Source organism: Sphingomonas sediminicola (assembly GCF_049991885.1).
GTDB classification, from domain to species: domain Bacteria; phylum Pseudomonadota; class Alphaproteobacteria; order Sphingomonadales; family Sphingomonadaceae; genus Sphingomicrobium; species Sphingomicrobium sediminicola.
On sequence record NZ_CP178916.1, the window covers coordinates 2510363 to 2524520 of the forward strand.

The following is a 14158-nucleotide window of genomic DNA, read 5'->3' on the forward strand; positions in this document are numbered from 1 at the left end:
CTAGTGCCGGAAGTGCCGCATACCCGTGAAGACCATCGCGAGTCCTGCTTCGTCGGCGGCTGCAATGACTTCATCGTCACGGATGGAGCCGCCAGGCTGGATGACTGCCGTAGCACCCGCTTCCACCGCAGCTAGCAGGCCATCGGCAAACGGGAAGAAGGCATCCGAAGCAACCGCCGAGCCGACCGTGCGAGGCTCGGCCCAGTCGTAAGTTTCGGCGGCTTCTTTGGCTTTGGCGGCGGCGATGCGGGCACTGTCACGGCGATTCATCTGCCCTGCGCCAATGCCGGCGGTCGAACCGTTCTTGGCGTAAACGATCGCGTTCGACTTGACGTGCTTGGCAACGGTCCAGGCGAATAGGCAGTCGCGGATTTCTTCCTCGGTCGGTTGCCGCTTCGTCACGACCTTGAGCTCGTCGCGCGTGATCGAGCCATTGTCGCGATCCTGGACCAGGATGCCGCCGGCAATCACTGCGATCGTCTGACCTGGGCGCTTCGGATCGGGCAGGCCGTCCGTCAGGAGAAGCCGCAGGTTCTTCTTCTTGGCGAAGATCGCCTTGGCATCGCCGCTTGCGTCGGGAGCGACTACGACCTCGGTGAAGATCTGCGTGATGGCTTCTGCCGTCGCCGCATCGAGCGGACGGTTGGTCGCGACAATCCCGCCGAACGCCGAGACGCTGTCGCATACGAGCGCTGCGTTCCACGCCTCAAGCAAAGTATCGGCGCTCGCCACGCCGCAGGGGTTGGCGTGCTTGACGATGACCACCGTCGGCGGACTTTGGCGAAATTCGGCGACCAGTTCGAGCGCGGCGTTGGCGTCGTTCAGATTGTTGTAGCTGAGTTCCTTGCCCTGAACCTGCTTCGCCTGCGCGATTCCCGGAGCGTGCGGTCCGATCGGTTCGTAGAGCGCTGCCTGCTGGTGCGGGTTCTCGCCGTAGCGGAGCGGCATCAGCAGCCGGCTCGCGCGCGTCCACACCTTCGGGAAGCGCTCGCCCTGATCGGCGAACGCGAACCATTGCGAGATGGTGGAGTCGTAGGCTGCCGTCAGCGCATACGCCTTTGCTGCCAGCCGCTTGCGGAATTCGTATGACGTTGCGCCGTCATTCGAGCCCATCTCGCCAAGCAGTTCCTCGTAGTCAGCCGGGTCGGTGACGACCGCGACGTGGGCGTGATTCTTGGCTGCGGACCGCACCATCGACGGGCCGCCGATATCGATATTCTCGATGATCTCGTCGCGGTTCGCTCCGCGCGCGACCGTCGCTTCAAAGGGGTAGAGGTTGACCACCACCAGGTCGATCGGAGCAATTGCGTGCTCTTCCATCGCGGCCGCATGTTCGGGGTTGTCACGCACGCCGAGGAGTCCGCCGTGGACCTTCGGGTGCAGGGTCTTGACCCGGCCGTCCATCATCTCCGGAAAGCCGGTCAGGTCCGCGATGTCGCGGACCTGGTGACCGAGATCACGAAGCTTCGCCGCCGTGCCGCCCGTCGACACTAGTTCGACGCCGCGTGCCGCCAATCCCTGGGCCAGGCGATCGAGGCCGTTCTTGTCGGAAAGCGAAATGAGCGCCCTTTTGACGGGCACGAGGTCGGTCATGAACTATTCCTTGTGTGGTTCAGCTCGAACGGCGGAACTGCCAGGCAACTTCGCCGCCGATAGCGGCGACTTCGCCTTGAATCACCAACTGAGTCGTCGGGACCATTTGCCCGCGACCGTCGATCATCAGGCTTTCCTCGACGCTCAGGTTCGCTCCTCGGCACCGGAAATTCCACGGCGGCGCACCTGGCGAGCGGAGGATCGCTCCCATTCCGTCGGCAGTGATGGTCGGCTCGACGCCCGGTGCGAGATGGAAGCGGATCGCATAAGGCACGGCGTCGCGGATTTTTCGCCGACCCTTCTGGATCATCTGGTCAGCGCCGCGAAGTTCCTTGCCGTCGTTGCCCAGCATGAGGCTCCGCTTATGGACCAGGCCGAATCCGCGGACGTAGCCATCGTGAGTGGCTTCCAGACGGCTGCAGTCATTATCCTCGCTGCGGTCGACGGTGACGTCCTCGACACCCTTGCCGAGCGAACCGTCAGCAAGGATTGCGGTCGAATTCGTATCGGAAACGATCAATGTGCTGTGTGCAGCCGTCGTCCGAAGGCCTTCAACGAGATCGTCGGGAAGCGCGGTGGGGAAGGGCTGCGGACCGCCGCAATTGATGATCAGGCGCTGCGCTCCGTCGGACATTTCGAAGGCCAGCGTGGACGCGCATCCGGACGGGGCCATCTTTGGCGGCGGCGGAGGCGCAGCGTCGATCACCACGACGGTGCCCAATGCCGAAAGGCGGTGATAGCCCCAGCCGCGAGCCTGTCGCAGCGGACGAGCCCGGAGCCCGCACCCCTCGATGAGTGCATGAAGACGCGCGGCCTCGCCGGGATTTCCGCCTTGCCAGCTCGATAAGGCTCCGTCGCCCATGGTGACTCCATGAAGCGCAGCGAGCGCCGCTGCAGCCGCGGCTTCGATAGAGTCTGGAAGACTCTGCTTGGCCGCGAAATAGGCGCCGCGAAGGAGCGCCAGACGGTCGACGAGCAGCATCTGCTCGTAGGGTGTTCGGCTGATCAGGCCCCCGTCTTCAAATTGGGCGGTCGAGAGCGCTCGAGCGAGGCCGGATTCGCCCCGGGCCACCCGAGGAACTCCGCCTTGGACAAGCAGCCCCGCTGCGACCAGTCCCGCCCATGCGGTGATGCGATCGATCCCGGGTGAGGCCTTGTCAGCATTACTGTTCAGGTGCCGCGCGCCGCGGACCAAGGTGTTCAGGAGTGCGGAGCGGTATCCCGAATCGCGGCTTGACAGAATGTATGGCGCGTAAGTCGTCCAAAAGAGGATACGCTCGCCCCAGAGATCGGGACGCCAGGCTTGGTCGACGCGCGTTCCGTGGGCGAGCAGCCAGCGCCCGGCGAGGGCCTCGCCGACGCGTGCGCCTTTCTCCCGCGATGCCGCGGCCGCGAGGTCCCGAAGCCAGGAAAAGCCCTGCATCCCGTCCGCGACCGGATTGCCTGCGCCGAGGCTAGCGAAATCGAGCTCGTTGAGCGCCAGGACCTCGTTGCCAAGGATGTAGCGTCCGGCAAGCATTGCATCACCGCGCTGGCGGTCGCCCTGCACGTGGTCGCGTGGAACCGCGACGAGCTTGAGCGGCTGGCGCCCTGAAGCGAACATCCGCGAAAACAGTGGACGCTTGGCCAGCTTTTGGACGACGGCATTCTGTGCCGCGGCGTCTGCGCTCATCCCTCGCCCCTGAGCGCCCTGATGTTTGAAGCGTAATTGTCCGGACCGCCCTTGAAGGCCGCCGTTCCAGCCACGAGAGCGGTTGCGCCGGCGTCAACAGCCTGCCGCGCTGTTACCGGGTCGATCCCCCCGTCGACTTCGACCTGGACGGTGAGATTCTCCTTCGCAATCCGCTTGGCTATGGCCTCGATCTTGCGGAGCTGGCTTGAGATGAACTTCTGTCCGCCGAAGCCCGGATTGACGCTCATCACCAGGACGAGGTCGATTTCCTCGAGCACATAATCGAGCGCTTTGGCAGGTGTTGCGGGGTTCAATGAAACGCCGGCCTTCTTTCCAAGGACCTTGATGCGCTGGATTGTCCGGTGGAGGTGGGGGCCTGCCTCCGGATGGACGGTAATGATGTCCGCGCCTGCCTCGGCGAAGGCGTCGAGAAAATTGTCGATCGGCGAGATCATGAGGTGAACGTCGAACGGCTTTGCGGAGTGCGGCCGAAGCGCTTTTACGACTCCCGGGCCGATCGTGATGTTCGGGACGAAATGCCCGTCCATGACGTCGACGTGGATCCAGTCGGCCCCAGCCTCGTCGATCGAGCGAACTTCCTCGCCGAGCTTCGCGAAGTCGGCGGACAGGATCGAGGGTGAAATCAGGGGGACGGCCATCGCCTCGATTAAACGCTAAGTTGCCATGCGGACAAGGCGCGCGACGAAGAAGCCGTCGAGGCCGCCGTCGCTTTCCAGCAGTCCGGGCAGGATCCGGGACCAGCCGCGCTCACTCGATGTCACGAAATCGGGAAACTCGCCGGGCCTGGGCGGGGAAATCTCAAAGTCCGGATGCGCACTCAAGAAGCCGCTCACGACGTTCTCGCCTTCGCCTGGCTCGAGCGAGCAAACCGCGTAAACCAGCGATCCGCGAGGCTTGAGCCAGGTGGCAGCGCGGTCGAGCAGGCTGCGCTGTAGCTCTGCACTGTCACGAATGATGCCGGCCCGCGCGCGGTAGAGGACCTCGGGATGGCGCCGGAAGGTGCCGGTCGCCGAGCAGGGCGCATCGAGCAGGATCGCATCGAATTGCCGGTCCGATTTCCATTTGAGCGCATCGGCAGCGACCAGCGTCGCGTCCAGGCCCGTCCGATCGAGGTTTTCGCGCAGCCGCTTGAGTCGCGTTTCAGATTGATCGACCGCGGTGACCAAATGCCCGGCAGCAGCCACCTGCATGGTCTTGCCGCCAGGCGCTGCGCAGAGATCGAGGACATCGCGAGCATCTTTGGGAATCAGGCGGGCGGGGAGCGACGCCGCCAAATCCTGGACCCACCACCGGCCGCCGCCGAAGCCGGGAAGCTCCGTCACCGAACCGGCGTCCTTCAGACGAACGTGGCGAGACGCAAGCGATTTGCCGTCGACTGGTTCAGCGAAGGCCTTCGCTTCCGCGTCGTCGACAAAGCTCAGGTCGAGCGCCGGTCGCTTGGTAATTTGGCGGCGGGCTGACGCAACGACGTCATCGCCCCATGCTTCGCGCCAGCGCAGCTCGACGGCGTCGGGAAGGCGCGGCGCTTCCATCGGCGGCACGCCGCGCCTGAGCAAGGTGCCGAGCACGCCATGAACGAGCCGTCGGGGACCGCCATCGACCAGGGGCAGCGCGGTCGCAACCAGGGCATGTTCGGGAGTTCCGAGTCCGACCTTCTGCGCAAGCGCGATCCGCAGGACCATCCGCGCCTTGCTGTCGTCCGGAAGTCGTTGGCGCGTTGCGCTGTCGATCAGCGCGTCGAGGTCGGGCAGGTGCCTGAGTGCTTCGCCAGCGATGGCAACCGCCAATCCCTGGTCGGCCGGCTTGAGCGACCTAGCAGCCTGCGCGGCGGCATCCAGTGTCTGCCCGCGCCGGAGAACGGCATCGAGCATTTGCAGGGCGGCTCGTCGCGCGGGGAGGCCTTCAACGCTTGGCATCAGCCGTCCCAACGCACATCTTCATTCCATGTCCAGGACCAAGCGCCCCGAGGCGCCCGAATACCTCTCCAAGTCCCCGCCGGTTCCGAAGCCTGAACCGGCTGAGCAGGCTGGACCGCCCGACGGCGAGGAAAAGAAGCTCGATCCCACGCGCTATGGCGACTGGGAGAAGAAGGGCATCGCGATCGATTTCTAATGGACCTCTGGCCGGGGCGGACGGGCGAGCAGTTCCTGAAGAACCTGATCAACATTCGCTCGAGCGGACAACAGCTTATCAACTGCCGCGACAACCGGCATGTCGATGCCCATTTTCTCTGCCAGCCGGGCCAGCACCGGTGCGGTGAACGCCCCCTCCGCAACCGTCTTTCGGTCGCTCATCAGTTCGGTGGGTGAGCGCCCTTCGCCGATACCCTTGCCGAGCGAGAAGTTGCGCGAGCTTGTCGATGAGCATGTCAGCACGAGGTCGCCGAGGCCGGAAAGCCCTGCCAAAGTCTCGCGCTTTGCTCCGTTGGCCAGGCCGAAGCGCGTCATCTCCGCGAAGCCGCGCGCGATAAGCGCGGCTCGGGCGTTCTGGCCAAGCCCTTTGCCGTCGACCACGCCGCAGGCGATCGCGAGCACGTTCTTCACCGCTCCGCCGATCTCCGCGCCGGCGACGTCGTCGCTCAGGTAGATACGGAAGGTGGGCCGAGAGATCCGGTCGCGGAGAGCCTCCGCCAGCAACGGATCCTCAGCCGCGAGGGTGACCGCCGTCGGCAGACCCGTTGCGACCTCGTGCGCGAAGGTCGGTCCGGAGAGGACAGCGATCGGCGCGCCGGGGCTAGCCTCCGTGGCGACGCGATGGAGCAAGGCGCCGCTCCGTTCTTCAATGCCCTTTGAGCAGAGAATCAGCGGTCGACCGCATTTCGGGGCGGCCTCCAGCACCGCCCGCATGTGCTGCGCGGGAGTGACAACCAGCCAGGCATCGCATTCAGCCAGGTCGGCCAACCCGCCAGTCGCGCGCACGGCGGGATCAAGTTGTGACCCTGCTAGGAAAACCGAGTTTTCGTGACGCGAATTGACGGCCTCGACGACCTCCGGCTCGCGCGCCCAGAGCAAGACGTCGCCGCCGCCGCTTGCTCCAACTTGCGCCAAGGCGGTCCCCCACGCACCACCGCCGATCACTCCAAGCCGGTCGAAGCTCATGCCTTTACCCCCGCGCCCCGAACTTTCTCGGCATCCGGATCGAGCGGCCAACGCGCCCTCGCCGGTGCATCGAGTGAATCAGTGAGTCCACGCGCCAACCGCTCCGCGCCAGCCCAGGCGATCATCGCCGCATTGTCGGTGCACAGCCAACCCGGCGGGACGCTGAATTGGCGGCCCTGATCGGCAGCGAGCTGCTGAAGCGCCGTGCGGATCGAGCGATTGGCGGCCACTCCGCCGGCAACGACCAAAGCGGGGGCAACGCTTCCCTCGAGCGCCAGCCGCGTCCGGTCGACGAGACAATCGACGACCGCCTGCTGGAACGACGCGGCAATATCGGCCGGTCGGAAATTGCCGGAGGCAGCCGCTCTTTGCACCGCGCTCTTCAGCCCGGCGAAGGAGAAATGCGGCTCGCCCGAACCCACCAGGGGCCGAGGGAGCGGTACGGCGGCTGCATCGCCTTCGGCCGCCAATTCCTCGATCGCAGGCCCGCCGGGATAAGGCAGTCCGAGCAGCTTGGCCGCCTTGTCGAACGCCTCTCCCGCGGCATCGTCGATCGTCGTCGCGAGCCGGTGGTACTCGCCGACCGATTGAACTTCGAGCAACTGGCAATGCCCGCCCGACACCAGCAATAGAAGGTATGGGAACTCTAGGTCCGGATCGACGAGGCGTGGACTCAATGCATGCCCCTCTAGGTGATTGACCGCGACCAGCGGCTTGCCCGTGCCGAGCGCTAGGCCTTTGCCCGCAAGAAGCGCGACCATTACCCCGCCGATCAGGCCTGGTCCCGCGGTAGCCGCGATCGCATCGACGCGTCCGATGCTCTTGCCGGCATCCGCAAGTACGCGCCGTATGAGATCGGGCAGGATCTCGACGTGGGCGCGGGCGGCGATTTCCGGCACCACTCCACCGAAAGGGCGGTGCGCCTCGTTCTGGCCGACAACCGCCTGCGCAAGAATCTGCCGGTCGCTCGTTACGAGCGCGGCAGCAGTGTCGTCGCAGGATGATTCAAGGCCAAGAATTAGCGCCATCTGGCGCGCCTTTGCCGCAGGCGGCGGCGCTCGGCTAGTGGCCCTGCCGGTTTGCCGCTAGCAGGGACGCCATGCAGCGGTCTCCGATTCTCGGCACGCGCGGTTCGCCGCTGGCGCTTGCGCAGGCTCATAAAGTCGCCTCCGCGCTCGAGGTAGCGAACCGTTGGCCCGCCGATTTCGTGCAGATCCAGGTGGTCGAGACGACTGGCGACAAGGTGCAGGACCGGCCGCTCGCGGACATCGGCGGAAAGCAGCTCTGGACCAAGGAGCTCGACCGCGCGCTGATGGAAGAGGAAGTCGATTTCTGTGTCCACTCTCTGAAGGATGTTGAAGCGATCCGGCCGCGCGAGATCAGCATTGCAGCTGTAAGGCCGCGTGGTGATGTACAGGACCGGCTGATCGGCGCTGATTCGATTGAATCTCTTCCGGACGGCGCGGTCGTCGGTACATCGTCGCCCCGTCGCAAGGCGCAGCTGCTCTCGATCCGGCCCGACCTGAAGATCGTACCTTTTCGGGGAAATGTTCAGACCCGGCTTGCCAAGCTCGAAGCCGGCGAGGTCCAGGCCACCTTGCTCGCGGGCGCCGGCTTGAGGCGGATCGGAATGGGCAATGTCGGAACGCCGATTCCGCTCGATATAATGCTGCCTGCGCCGACCCAGGCCGTCATCGCAATCGAATGCCGCGCGGATGACGCGCTTACGGCGGCCATGCTGACGATCGTCGACGACCACTCGACCCAGGCGATCATTCGCGCCGAGCGGGCTTTCACTGCGGCCCTTGGCGGTAGCTGCCATTCGCCGGTCGCCGCTTTGGCGGAGCTTGTCGACGGCAAAATCCGCTTTCGCGCGCAATTGCTGTCCGAGGATGGCCGCGACCAGTTGAAGGACGAGGTGGCGTTCGAGTGCGGAGACCACGAAACGCCTCGGCAGCTCGCGCTGTCGATGCTCGAAAAGTCCCCGGACTCGATCCGCTCCCTGTTCACCCCGGGATGAGACGCCTCTTCGTGTTCCGCCCGGAGCCGGCGTCGCGGCAGACCATCGTTAAAGCACAAGCCCTCGGCCTCGATGCGGTCTCGATCCCTCTGTTCGAACTTCACAAGCTGGAATGGTCGCCGCCCGAAGCGGGCGACTATGACGCCTTGCTTTTGACCAGCGCCAACACTGTGAAGATGGCGGGAGACCGTCTCGATATTTATCGCGCTCTCCCGGTTCATGCGGTCGGCGAAGGAACTGCAGTTGCTGCCCGTGTGGCGGGTCTGGGGGTTGCTACGGTTGGCGGAGGAGGAGTCGACCAGCTTTTGGGCGAGATCGATCCCGGCCTGCGGCTCCTGCATCTGTGCGGAGAGGATCGCCGGGAGCCGTCCGTCCCGGCGCATGCGATCACATCCGTCCCCGTTTATCGGGCAGCGGAAAGAGCTGAAATTCAAGGGCTCGGGCAGCTTAGGGGTCAGGTTGCGGTCCTCCATTCGCCAAGGGCTGCGAAGCGACTCGCCGAACTGGTCGATCCGACTGACCGCGCGACCATCCGAATTGCAGCAATCAGCGCGGCCGCGGCAGAGGCTGCGGGCGAAGGCTGGCAGGACGTGCGAATCGCGTCATCGCCCAATGATGCAGAGCTTCTGGCCCTCGCGGCGCGGCTGTGCGAGACTTGAGCCCAAGCATGGCTACTGCACCGAACCGCACCGGGATGGGATGGGGAAGCCGGTTACTTCTTTGCCTGGCTCTCGTCCTTGCCGGAGCCGCCGGTGCAGCCTGGGCCCTGGCCCGCTACGATGGCGCCGCTCGTTTCCTTGGCATCGGCCCGAAGCCGGCCGAGATTCGCGCTCCCGCGCGAGTAGTCGCGACCCCGCAGCCGCCCACGGCCCAGCAGGAGATGATGGCTGATGCCGCGGAGATCGCGAGCCTGGAATCGCGCCTTTCTCGGGTTGAGACCACCGCGCACCGGGTCGAAGGCTCGGCAGGGCGCGCCGACGCACTGCTTGTAGCCTTCGCGGCTCGGCGAGCGATCGACAGGGGCGTTGCCCTTGGGTATCTCGAGCCCTTGCTGCTCGACCGGTTCGGCCAGACGCATACGCGGGCCGTTGCCACGATCATCACCGGCTCTCATTCGCCGGTTCGGTTGAACGATCTAGTCAGTCAGTATCGCGACCTTGGGCCGACACTCCGGTCATCTGCGCCCGATGAAAGCAATTGGACGCAGTTCAAGCGTGAGCTCGGCTCGCTGATCCAGATTCGACGGGCCGACCGACCGTCGACCCAGCCTGATGCGCGCTACACCCGAGCCCTTTCGGCGCTCGAGGACGGAGAGGTCGACAGGGCTCTGGCCGAGACCATGCGGCTGCCCGGAGCCGCGAACGCCGGACCCTGGGTCACGCAGGCCAGGCGATATGTCGCTGTTCACCGTGCCCTCGACGAGATCGAATCCGGCGCACTTCTCGCAAGAAGCACTCCCGAAGCCTCTTAAAAGGGTTGGCAAATCGATTCCTGGATGCGATTCCTGTCATCGCGCCGGGTGGAACAGCTCGCGTTCAGCAAACATCGCTAAGCTGCTGGCGCTGTGGGATTTTGGTGGGGGAGAAGTGCCGTCATGACGTCACATTGGCTCAGCCTTGGCCTGGCGATCGTTGCGCTCGGTCAGTCGGGGTCCAGCGCAATGGTGCCAGCAGCAGGAACTGCCGTTCCCCGTGCGGCGCCGGTAGTTCGCCCCGCTCAGCCAGCGCGGCCGCCGCAGGCGCCGACTTATCTCGCCAACCGCGTCGATGAGCTCGGAAAGGGATTCAACGGCCGCGTCGGGATTGCCGTCCGCTCGGTCAACGAAGGCTGGAGCACGTCGTGGAACGGGAATGAGCTGAGCCCGCAGCAGAGCGTCAGCAAATTGTGGGTTGCGATCACGGCCTTGGATGCAGTCGACAGGGGCCGGGTCCGACTCGACGACCGGGTCAGCATGACCCGCAGCGACCTGACGCTTTTCCACCAGCCGATCGCGTCGAAGATTCTCGGCGGAGGAACAACGATCACACTCGGGGAGCTGATGTTCCAGGCGCTGACCAAGAGCGACAATACCTGCAATGACAAATTGATGCGCTCGGTCGGCGGACCCGAGGCGGTGCGATCAATGATTCGCAACAAGGGCCTTGGTGCAATCCGCTTCTACGAAGGGGAACGCTCGCTTCAGAGCCGGATCGCCGGCCTGACGTGGAGCCCGAGCTATTCGATCGGCAACGCCTTCTACGAGGCTCGCAACGCATTGCCGATGGCCATCCGGAAGGCGGCATTCGACCGCTACGTCGAGGATCCGTACGACGGTGCGTCCGCCAACGCGATCGTGGATGCGCTTGCGGCCCTGAAGCGGGGCGAACTGCTCTCTCCATCCTCGACCGCGAGGCTGCTGACGATCATGAGTCAGACGTCGACGGGCAAGAACCGGCTGCGTGGCGGCCTCAAGCCCGGCTGGTCGCTCAGCCACAAGACGGGGACCGGTCAAATCCTCGGTTCGACCCAGGCCGGCTACAACGATATCGGGATCCTGACGGCTCCGGACGGGCGCAGCTACTCGGTTGCGGTGATGATCAAGAAGACGTCGGTTCCGCTCCCGGTCCGGATGACCTTGATGAACAACGTCGTCCGCGCGACAATCGTCCAGCACGAGATGCGCTACAGCCCAAGCATCACGCTTTAGGCTGGTTTCTGAAGTCCCGTTTCGGAGGACTGCTGGAGCGGGCGAAGGGATTCGAACCCTCGACCCCAACCTTGGCAAGGTTGTGCTCTACCCCTGAGCTACGCCCGCTCTGAGCTGAGCCGCGAGTGAAGCCGAATGGGCTTGGTCCGCAGCGGGTGGCGGGCGCCTAGCATGGGCTGGACGATTCCCGCAAGGCCCGACCTGAAGCTTGTGGCCCGCGCCCTGTCCGACCATATGGAGCGCTCCAACGACAGTGGCAGCGGGAGTGTTCGAAGCGTGGCGACCCTTGGCATGAGCGAAGCGGAACGCGAAGCGGTCGAACGCCTGAAGCGCGACGTCATCGATCCGTCGATGACCAGTCTCGTCATTCTCGATTTCTGGGCGGAATGGTGCGGGCCGTGCAAACAGCTGGGCCCGCTGCTCGACAAGATTGCCGCCGACTATGCCGACAAGGGCGTTAAGCTGGTCAAGATCGACGTCGACCAGGAAAAGCTGATCGCTTCGCAATTCCAGATCCAATCTATTCCAACGGTCTACGCCTTTTTCCGCGGCCAGCCGGTCGCGGACATTTCGAGTTACCGCACCGAAGGCCAGCTCAAGCGGATCGTCGACCAGCTGATTGCGCAGCTTGGTGTGAAGGGCGAAGCGGCGGAGCAGCAGGCGGAGATAGAACCGCTGATCGCGATGGCGGAAGGCGTCATGGCGGAGGGCGATGCGCCGCGTGCGGTCTCGATCTTCCGCCAGATCCACGACATGGCGCCCGAAAATCCGACCGTCATAGGGGGATTGGCTAGGGCCCTCCTCGCGACGAGCGAGACGGACGAAGCACGCTCCATCCTCGATTCGGCGCCGGCCGACGCTGCCAACCATGCCGACATCAGTCGCGCCCGAGCCGCGCTGGAGATGACAGCGGCTGCGCCGGAAAGCGACACCTCCGATCTCGAATCCAGGATTGCTTCAGATTCCGGCGACCTGGATGCGCGGTACGAGCTCGCCGGCGCAAAAATGGCGGCGGGAGACCGAGAGGCCGCCGCGGACCAGCTTCTCGAAATCATCGCGCAGGACCGGGACTGGAACGAAGGCGCGGCCCGAGCACGCCTGCTGCAGTTGATCGAGGCGCAGGGCCTCGAGGACCCTTGGGCGCGCATTCAGAGGCGGCGGCTTTCCGCTTTGCTGTTCACTTGAACGGCAAGCGACCGTTGAGGATTCCTATCTTTCCTTTGCCGGGCGCGATTTTTTCCCCCGGTCGCAGTTGCCGCTTCACATCTTCGAGCCGCGCTATCGCGAGATGGTTCGCGATGTCCTGGATGGCCCCGGCCGCATCGGGATGATCCAGCCCCACGCACCGGAAGACGAGGGCGCGCCACTCTATCCAGTCGGATGCGTCGGCGAGATCGTCGGTGTCGAGGAGCTCGACGACGGCCGCTACAATATCATTCTCCACGGCTGGCATCGTTTTCGGATGATCGCCGAGGCAGATCTAGAAACGCCTTACCGTAACGCTGATGTCGACGCGGGCGCCTTCGACGACAAAGAGCCTCCGCCGCTGTCACTCGCCGCGCGCGCCGAGGTTGAGCGGGAGGCGCGCCGGCTGGGCGACGCGATGCGCCTTTCGGTCGACTGGCAGGCCGTGAGCCGGCTCGACGACGAGTTGCTCGTGAACGCCATTGCGCAGGTCGCGCCATTCGACGTCGGCGCGAAGCAGGCATTGCTGGAGGCGGCTACGCTCGACGATCGGGCCGATCTGCTCGTCCAGCTGATGCAGTTCCAGCGCGCGGCGGTGAACGGGGCCGAAATTCAGCCGACGCTTCAGTAATCAGATCGGCAGTCCCCGAAGCAGCAGCGGAAGCTCGCCGCTGGTCCCACGAGCCTCACTCATCAGGCGGTTCTTGAGCGGGCTTAGCCGGTCGATCATCCCCATTCCGAAGCGACGGACGGCCGATGCCGTCTTCCCAGGGATTGCATATACCCGCGTCAGGCTGTCGGTCGCGAACGCTACCGACAGGGCGTCGAGCGAGCGCCAGCGCTGGTAGCGGTCGAGCAACTGCTTGTCGCCAAGGTCGAGGCCCAGCCGCGAGCCTTCGACCAGCACCTGCGCGAGCGCCGCGACGTCGCGGAGGCCGAGGTTTAGGCCCTGCCCCGCGATGGGGTGGATTGCATGCGCCGCGTCGCCGACCAGCGCCAGCCTTTGATCCGTGATCCGCGCCGCGTGGTGGAATCCGAGCGGATAGGTGGAACGTGGCGCGGCCAATTCGGTCTTGCCCAGGAAGCCGCCCATCGCCGCCTGCGCTTCTACCGCGAACTGCTCGTCTGATAGCGACATCCAGCCTGCGGCATCGTCCACCGGCACCGACCAGACGATCGCCGAGCGATGCCCTTTATCGTCGTCGGTCATCGGCAGCAGCGCAAACGGGCCGCCTGGATAGAAGATCTCGTAGGCGATGTTGCCGTGCGGTCGTTCGTGTCGGAGCGTCGATACGACGGCCATGTGATCGTATTTCCAGCGAGCGATAGGAATGCCCGCGGCTTCCCGCGTCGGGGAATTCCGGCCGTCTACTGCGGCGAGGATCGGCGCGCTCAGCCTGCGCCCGTCTTCGAGCGAAACGACCACTCCATGCGGACCGCGATCGACCGTTTGCGGCGCGGATTTCCACAGCAGCCAGAGGTTCCGGCCCGCCTCCGCTCTAGCCTGCAGGGCAGTGCGGAGATGCCGGTTCTCGTGCATGACCCCCAACGGCTCATCGTCGTCCGGATCGAAGGACAGTCCGCCAGGCTGCAGTCCGTCGGCTACCTGGATCGTCCGGATCGGACAACCAGCTGCGGGCAGATGGTCCGTGACGCCGATCGTCTCCAGCATCCGCATCGAGCTCGACGAGATGGCGGTCGTCCGGCCGTCGAAGGCCCGGGTGGATCGCCCAACGGGGTCGGCCGGATCCACAACGATGGCCGAAATGCCGCTGGAATCGAGCGCCGAAGCCAGCGTCAGGCCGGCAAGGCCGCCTCCAAAGATGATTACGTCCGCGCGGTCCATGGCAAGTCGCACTACCGTTCCGTCGCATTGACGCCAA

Annotated in this window: 14 protein-coding genes and 1 tRNA gene; 7 read left to right on the forward strand and 8 right to left on the reverse strand. The window is 65.0% G+C overall.

All coding sequences use genetic code 11. From position 1 onward, the window contains the following. Genes purH through ACMC5O_RS13125 form a run of 4 tightly spaced genes read right to left on the reverse strand, consistent with a single transcriptional unit; the run spans position 1 to position 5202 of the window. Positions 1–1593, reverse strand: coding sequence for a bifunctional phosphoribosylaminoimidazolecarboxamide formyltransferase/IMP cyclohydrolase (gene purH, locus ACMC5O_RS13110; protein WP_187708413.1), 1593 nt, complete (start codon positions 1591–1593; stop codon positions 1–3). Positions 1594–1612: 19 nt separating this feature from the next. Then, positions 1613–3265, reverse strand: a complete 1653-nt coding sequence (locus ACMC5O_RS13115; protein ID WP_426692985.1) for a heparinase II/III family protein — start codon at positions 3263–3265, stop codon at positions 1613–1615. Further along, entirely contained in the window at positions 3262–3924 is a 663-nt protein-coding gene (gene rpe, locus ACMC5O_RS13120; protein WP_426692986.1) for a ribulose-phosphate 3-epimerase, read from the reverse strand. The genes ACMC5O_RS13115 and rpe overlap by 4 nt, the downstream gene beginning before the upstream one ends. A 15-nt stretch (positions 3925–3939) precedes the next feature. Then, positions 3940–5202: an RsmB/NOP family class I SAM-dependent RNA methyltransferase gene (locus tag ACMC5O_RS13125; RefSeq protein ID WP_187708410.1), complete on the reverse strand. Its 1263-nt coding sequence runs from the start codon at positions 5200–5202 to the stop codon at positions 3940–3942. A gap of 28 nt (positions 5203–5230) precedes the next feature. On the opposite strand from ACMC5O_RS13125, the gene ACMC5O_RS13130 reads away from it, so the two are divergent. After that, entirely contained in the window at positions 5231–5398 is a 168-nt protein-coding gene (locus tag ACMC5O_RS13130) for a DUF1674 domain-containing protein (RefSeq protein ID WP_187708409.1), read from the forward strand. Here ACMC5O_RS13130 and ACMC5O_RS13135 read toward each other — a convergent pair. Together ACMC5O_RS13135 and tsaD are read right to left on the reverse strand one after the other, a co-directional pair. Further along, positions 5395–6384 carry an NAD(P)H-dependent glycerol-3-phosphate dehydrogenase gene (locus ACMC5O_RS13135; protein WP_187708408.1) on the reverse strand — a complete coding sequence of 330 codons (990 nt, stop codon included), beginning with the start codon at positions 6382–6384 and terminating at the stop codon, positions 5395–5397. The two genes, ACMC5O_RS13130 and ACMC5O_RS13135, sit on opposite strands and share 4 nt — an antisense overlap. Continuing rightward, on the reverse strand, positions 6381–7412 hold the full coding sequence (gene tsaD / locus ACMC5O_RS13140) for a tRNA (adenosine(37)-N6)-threonylcarbamoyltransferase complex transferase subunit TsaD (protein WP_426692987.1): 1032 nt from the start codon (positions 7410–7412) through the stop codon (positions 6381–6383). The genes ACMC5O_RS13135 and tsaD overlap by 4 nt, the downstream gene beginning before the upstream one ends. A gap of 71 nt (positions 7413–7483) precedes the next feature. On the opposite strand from tsaD, the gene hemC reads away from it, so the two are divergent. The 4 genes from hemC (at position 7484) to bla (ending at position 11090) form a co-directional block, all read left to right on the forward strand. Next, positions 7484–8404, forward strand: a complete 921-nt coding sequence (gene hemC / locus ACMC5O_RS13145) for a hydroxymethylbilane synthase (protein ID WP_187708407.1) — start codon at positions 7484–7486, stop codon at positions 8402–8404. Then, entirely contained in the window at positions 8401–9063 is a 663-nt protein-coding gene (locus ACMC5O_RS13150) for a uroporphyrinogen-III synthase (protein ID WP_187708406.1), read from the forward strand. The genes hemC and ACMC5O_RS13150 overlap by 4 nt, the downstream gene beginning before the upstream one ends. Before the next feature lie 8 nt (positions 9064–9071). Next, entirely contained in the window at positions 9072–9875 is an 804-nt protein-coding gene (locus ACMC5O_RS13155; RefSeq protein WP_187708405.1) for a hypothetical protein, read from the forward strand. Between the two features lie 123 nt (positions 9876–9998). Continuing rightward, positions 9999–11090 (forward strand): class A beta-lactamase, encoded by a 1092-nt coding sequence (gene bla, locus ACMC5O_RS13160; protein WP_426692988.1) that lies wholly within the window; start codon positions 9999–10001, stop codon positions 11088–11090. Positions 11091–11123: 33 nt separating this feature from the next. On the opposite strand, the gene ACMC5O_RS13165 is transcribed toward bla, so the two are convergent. Next, a tRNA-Gly gene (locus tag ACMC5O_RS13165) sits at positions 11124–11198 on the reverse strand. 183 nt (positions 11199–11381) lie between these two features. On the opposite strand from ACMC5O_RS13165, the gene ACMC5O_RS13170 reads away from it, so the two are divergent. Both ACMC5O_RS13170 and ACMC5O_RS13175 read left to right on the forward strand, forming a co-directional pair. Then, entirely contained in the window at positions 11382–12275 is an 894-nt protein-coding gene (locus ACMC5O_RS13170) for a tetratricopeptide repeat protein (protein ID WP_426693535.1), read from the forward strand. Between the two features lie 67 nt (positions 12276–12342). Continuing rightward, a complete protein-coding gene (locus ACMC5O_RS13175) occupies positions 12343–12906 on the forward strand; it encodes an LON peptidase substrate-binding domain-containing protein (protein ID WP_426692989.1) in 564 nt (187 codons plus the stop codon). Here the strand turns inward: ACMC5O_RS13175 and ACMC5O_RS13180 are convergent, their stop codons facing one another. Further along, complete coding sequence (locus tag ACMC5O_RS13180; protein WP_187708402.1) at positions 12907–14121, reverse strand: UbiH/UbiF/VisC/COQ6 family ubiquinone biosynthesis hydroxylase; 1215 nt, start codon at positions 14119–14121, stop codon at positions 12907–12909. Positions 14122–14158: the final 37 nt, after the last annotated feature.

What these genes read in the sequence shown, in the direction of transcription:
- purH (WP_187708413.1), bottom strand. Translation starts at nt 1,593, where the DNA reads ATGACCGACCTCGTGCCCGTCAAAAGGGCGCTCATTTCGCTTTCCGAC.
- ACMC5O_RS13115 (WP_426692985.1), bottom strand. Translation starts at nt 3,265, where the DNA reads ATGAGCGCAGACGCCGCGGCACAGAATGCCGTCGTCCAAAAGCTGGCC.
- rpe (WP_426692986.1), bottom strand. Translation starts at nt 3,924, where the DNA reads ATGGCCGTCCCCCTGATTTCACCCTCGATCCTGTCCGCCGACTTCGCG.
- ACMC5O_RS13125 (WP_187708410.1), bottom strand. Translation starts at nt 5,202, where the DNA reads ATGCCAAGCGTTGAAGGCCTCCCCGCGCGACGAGCCGCCCTGCAAATG.
- ACMC5O_RS13130 (WP_187708409.1), top strand. Translation starts at nt 5,231, where the DNA reads ATGTCCAGGACCAAGCGCCCCGAGGCGCCCGAATACCTCTCCAAGTCC.
- ACMC5O_RS13135 (WP_187708408.1), bottom strand. Translation starts at nt 6,384, where the DNA reads ATGAGCTTCGACCGGCTTGGAGTGATCGGCGGTGGTGCGTGGGGGACC.
- tsaD (WP_426692987.1), bottom strand. Translation starts at nt 7,412, where the DNA reads ATGGCGCTAATTCTTGGCCTTGAATCATCCTGCGACGACACTGCTGCC.
- hemC (WP_187708407.1), top strand. Translation starts at nt 7,484, where the DNA reads ATGCAGCGGTCTCCGATTCTCGGCACGCGCGGTTCGCCGCTGGCGCTT.
- ACMC5O_RS13150 (WP_187708406.1), top strand. Translation starts at nt 8,401, where the DNA reads ATGAGACGCCTCTTCGTGTTCCGCCCGGAGCCGGCGTCGCGGCAGACC.
- ACMC5O_RS13155 (WP_187708405.1), top strand. Translation starts at nt 9,072, where the DNA reads ATGGCTACTGCACCGAACCGCACCGGGATGGGATGGGGAAGCCGGTTA.
- bla (WP_426692988.1), top strand. Translation starts at nt 9,999, where the DNA reads ATGACGTCACATTGGCTCAGCCTTGGCCTGGCGATCGTTGCGCTCGGT.
- ACMC5O_RS13170 (WP_426693535.1), top strand. Translation starts at nt 11,382, where the DNA reads ATGAGCGAAGCGGAACGCGAAGCGGTCGAACGCCTGAAGCGCGACGTC.
- ACMC5O_RS13180 (WP_187708402.1), bottom strand. Translation starts at nt 14,121, where the DNA reads ATGGACCGCGCGGACGTAATCATCTTTGGAGGCGGCCTTGCCGGCCTG.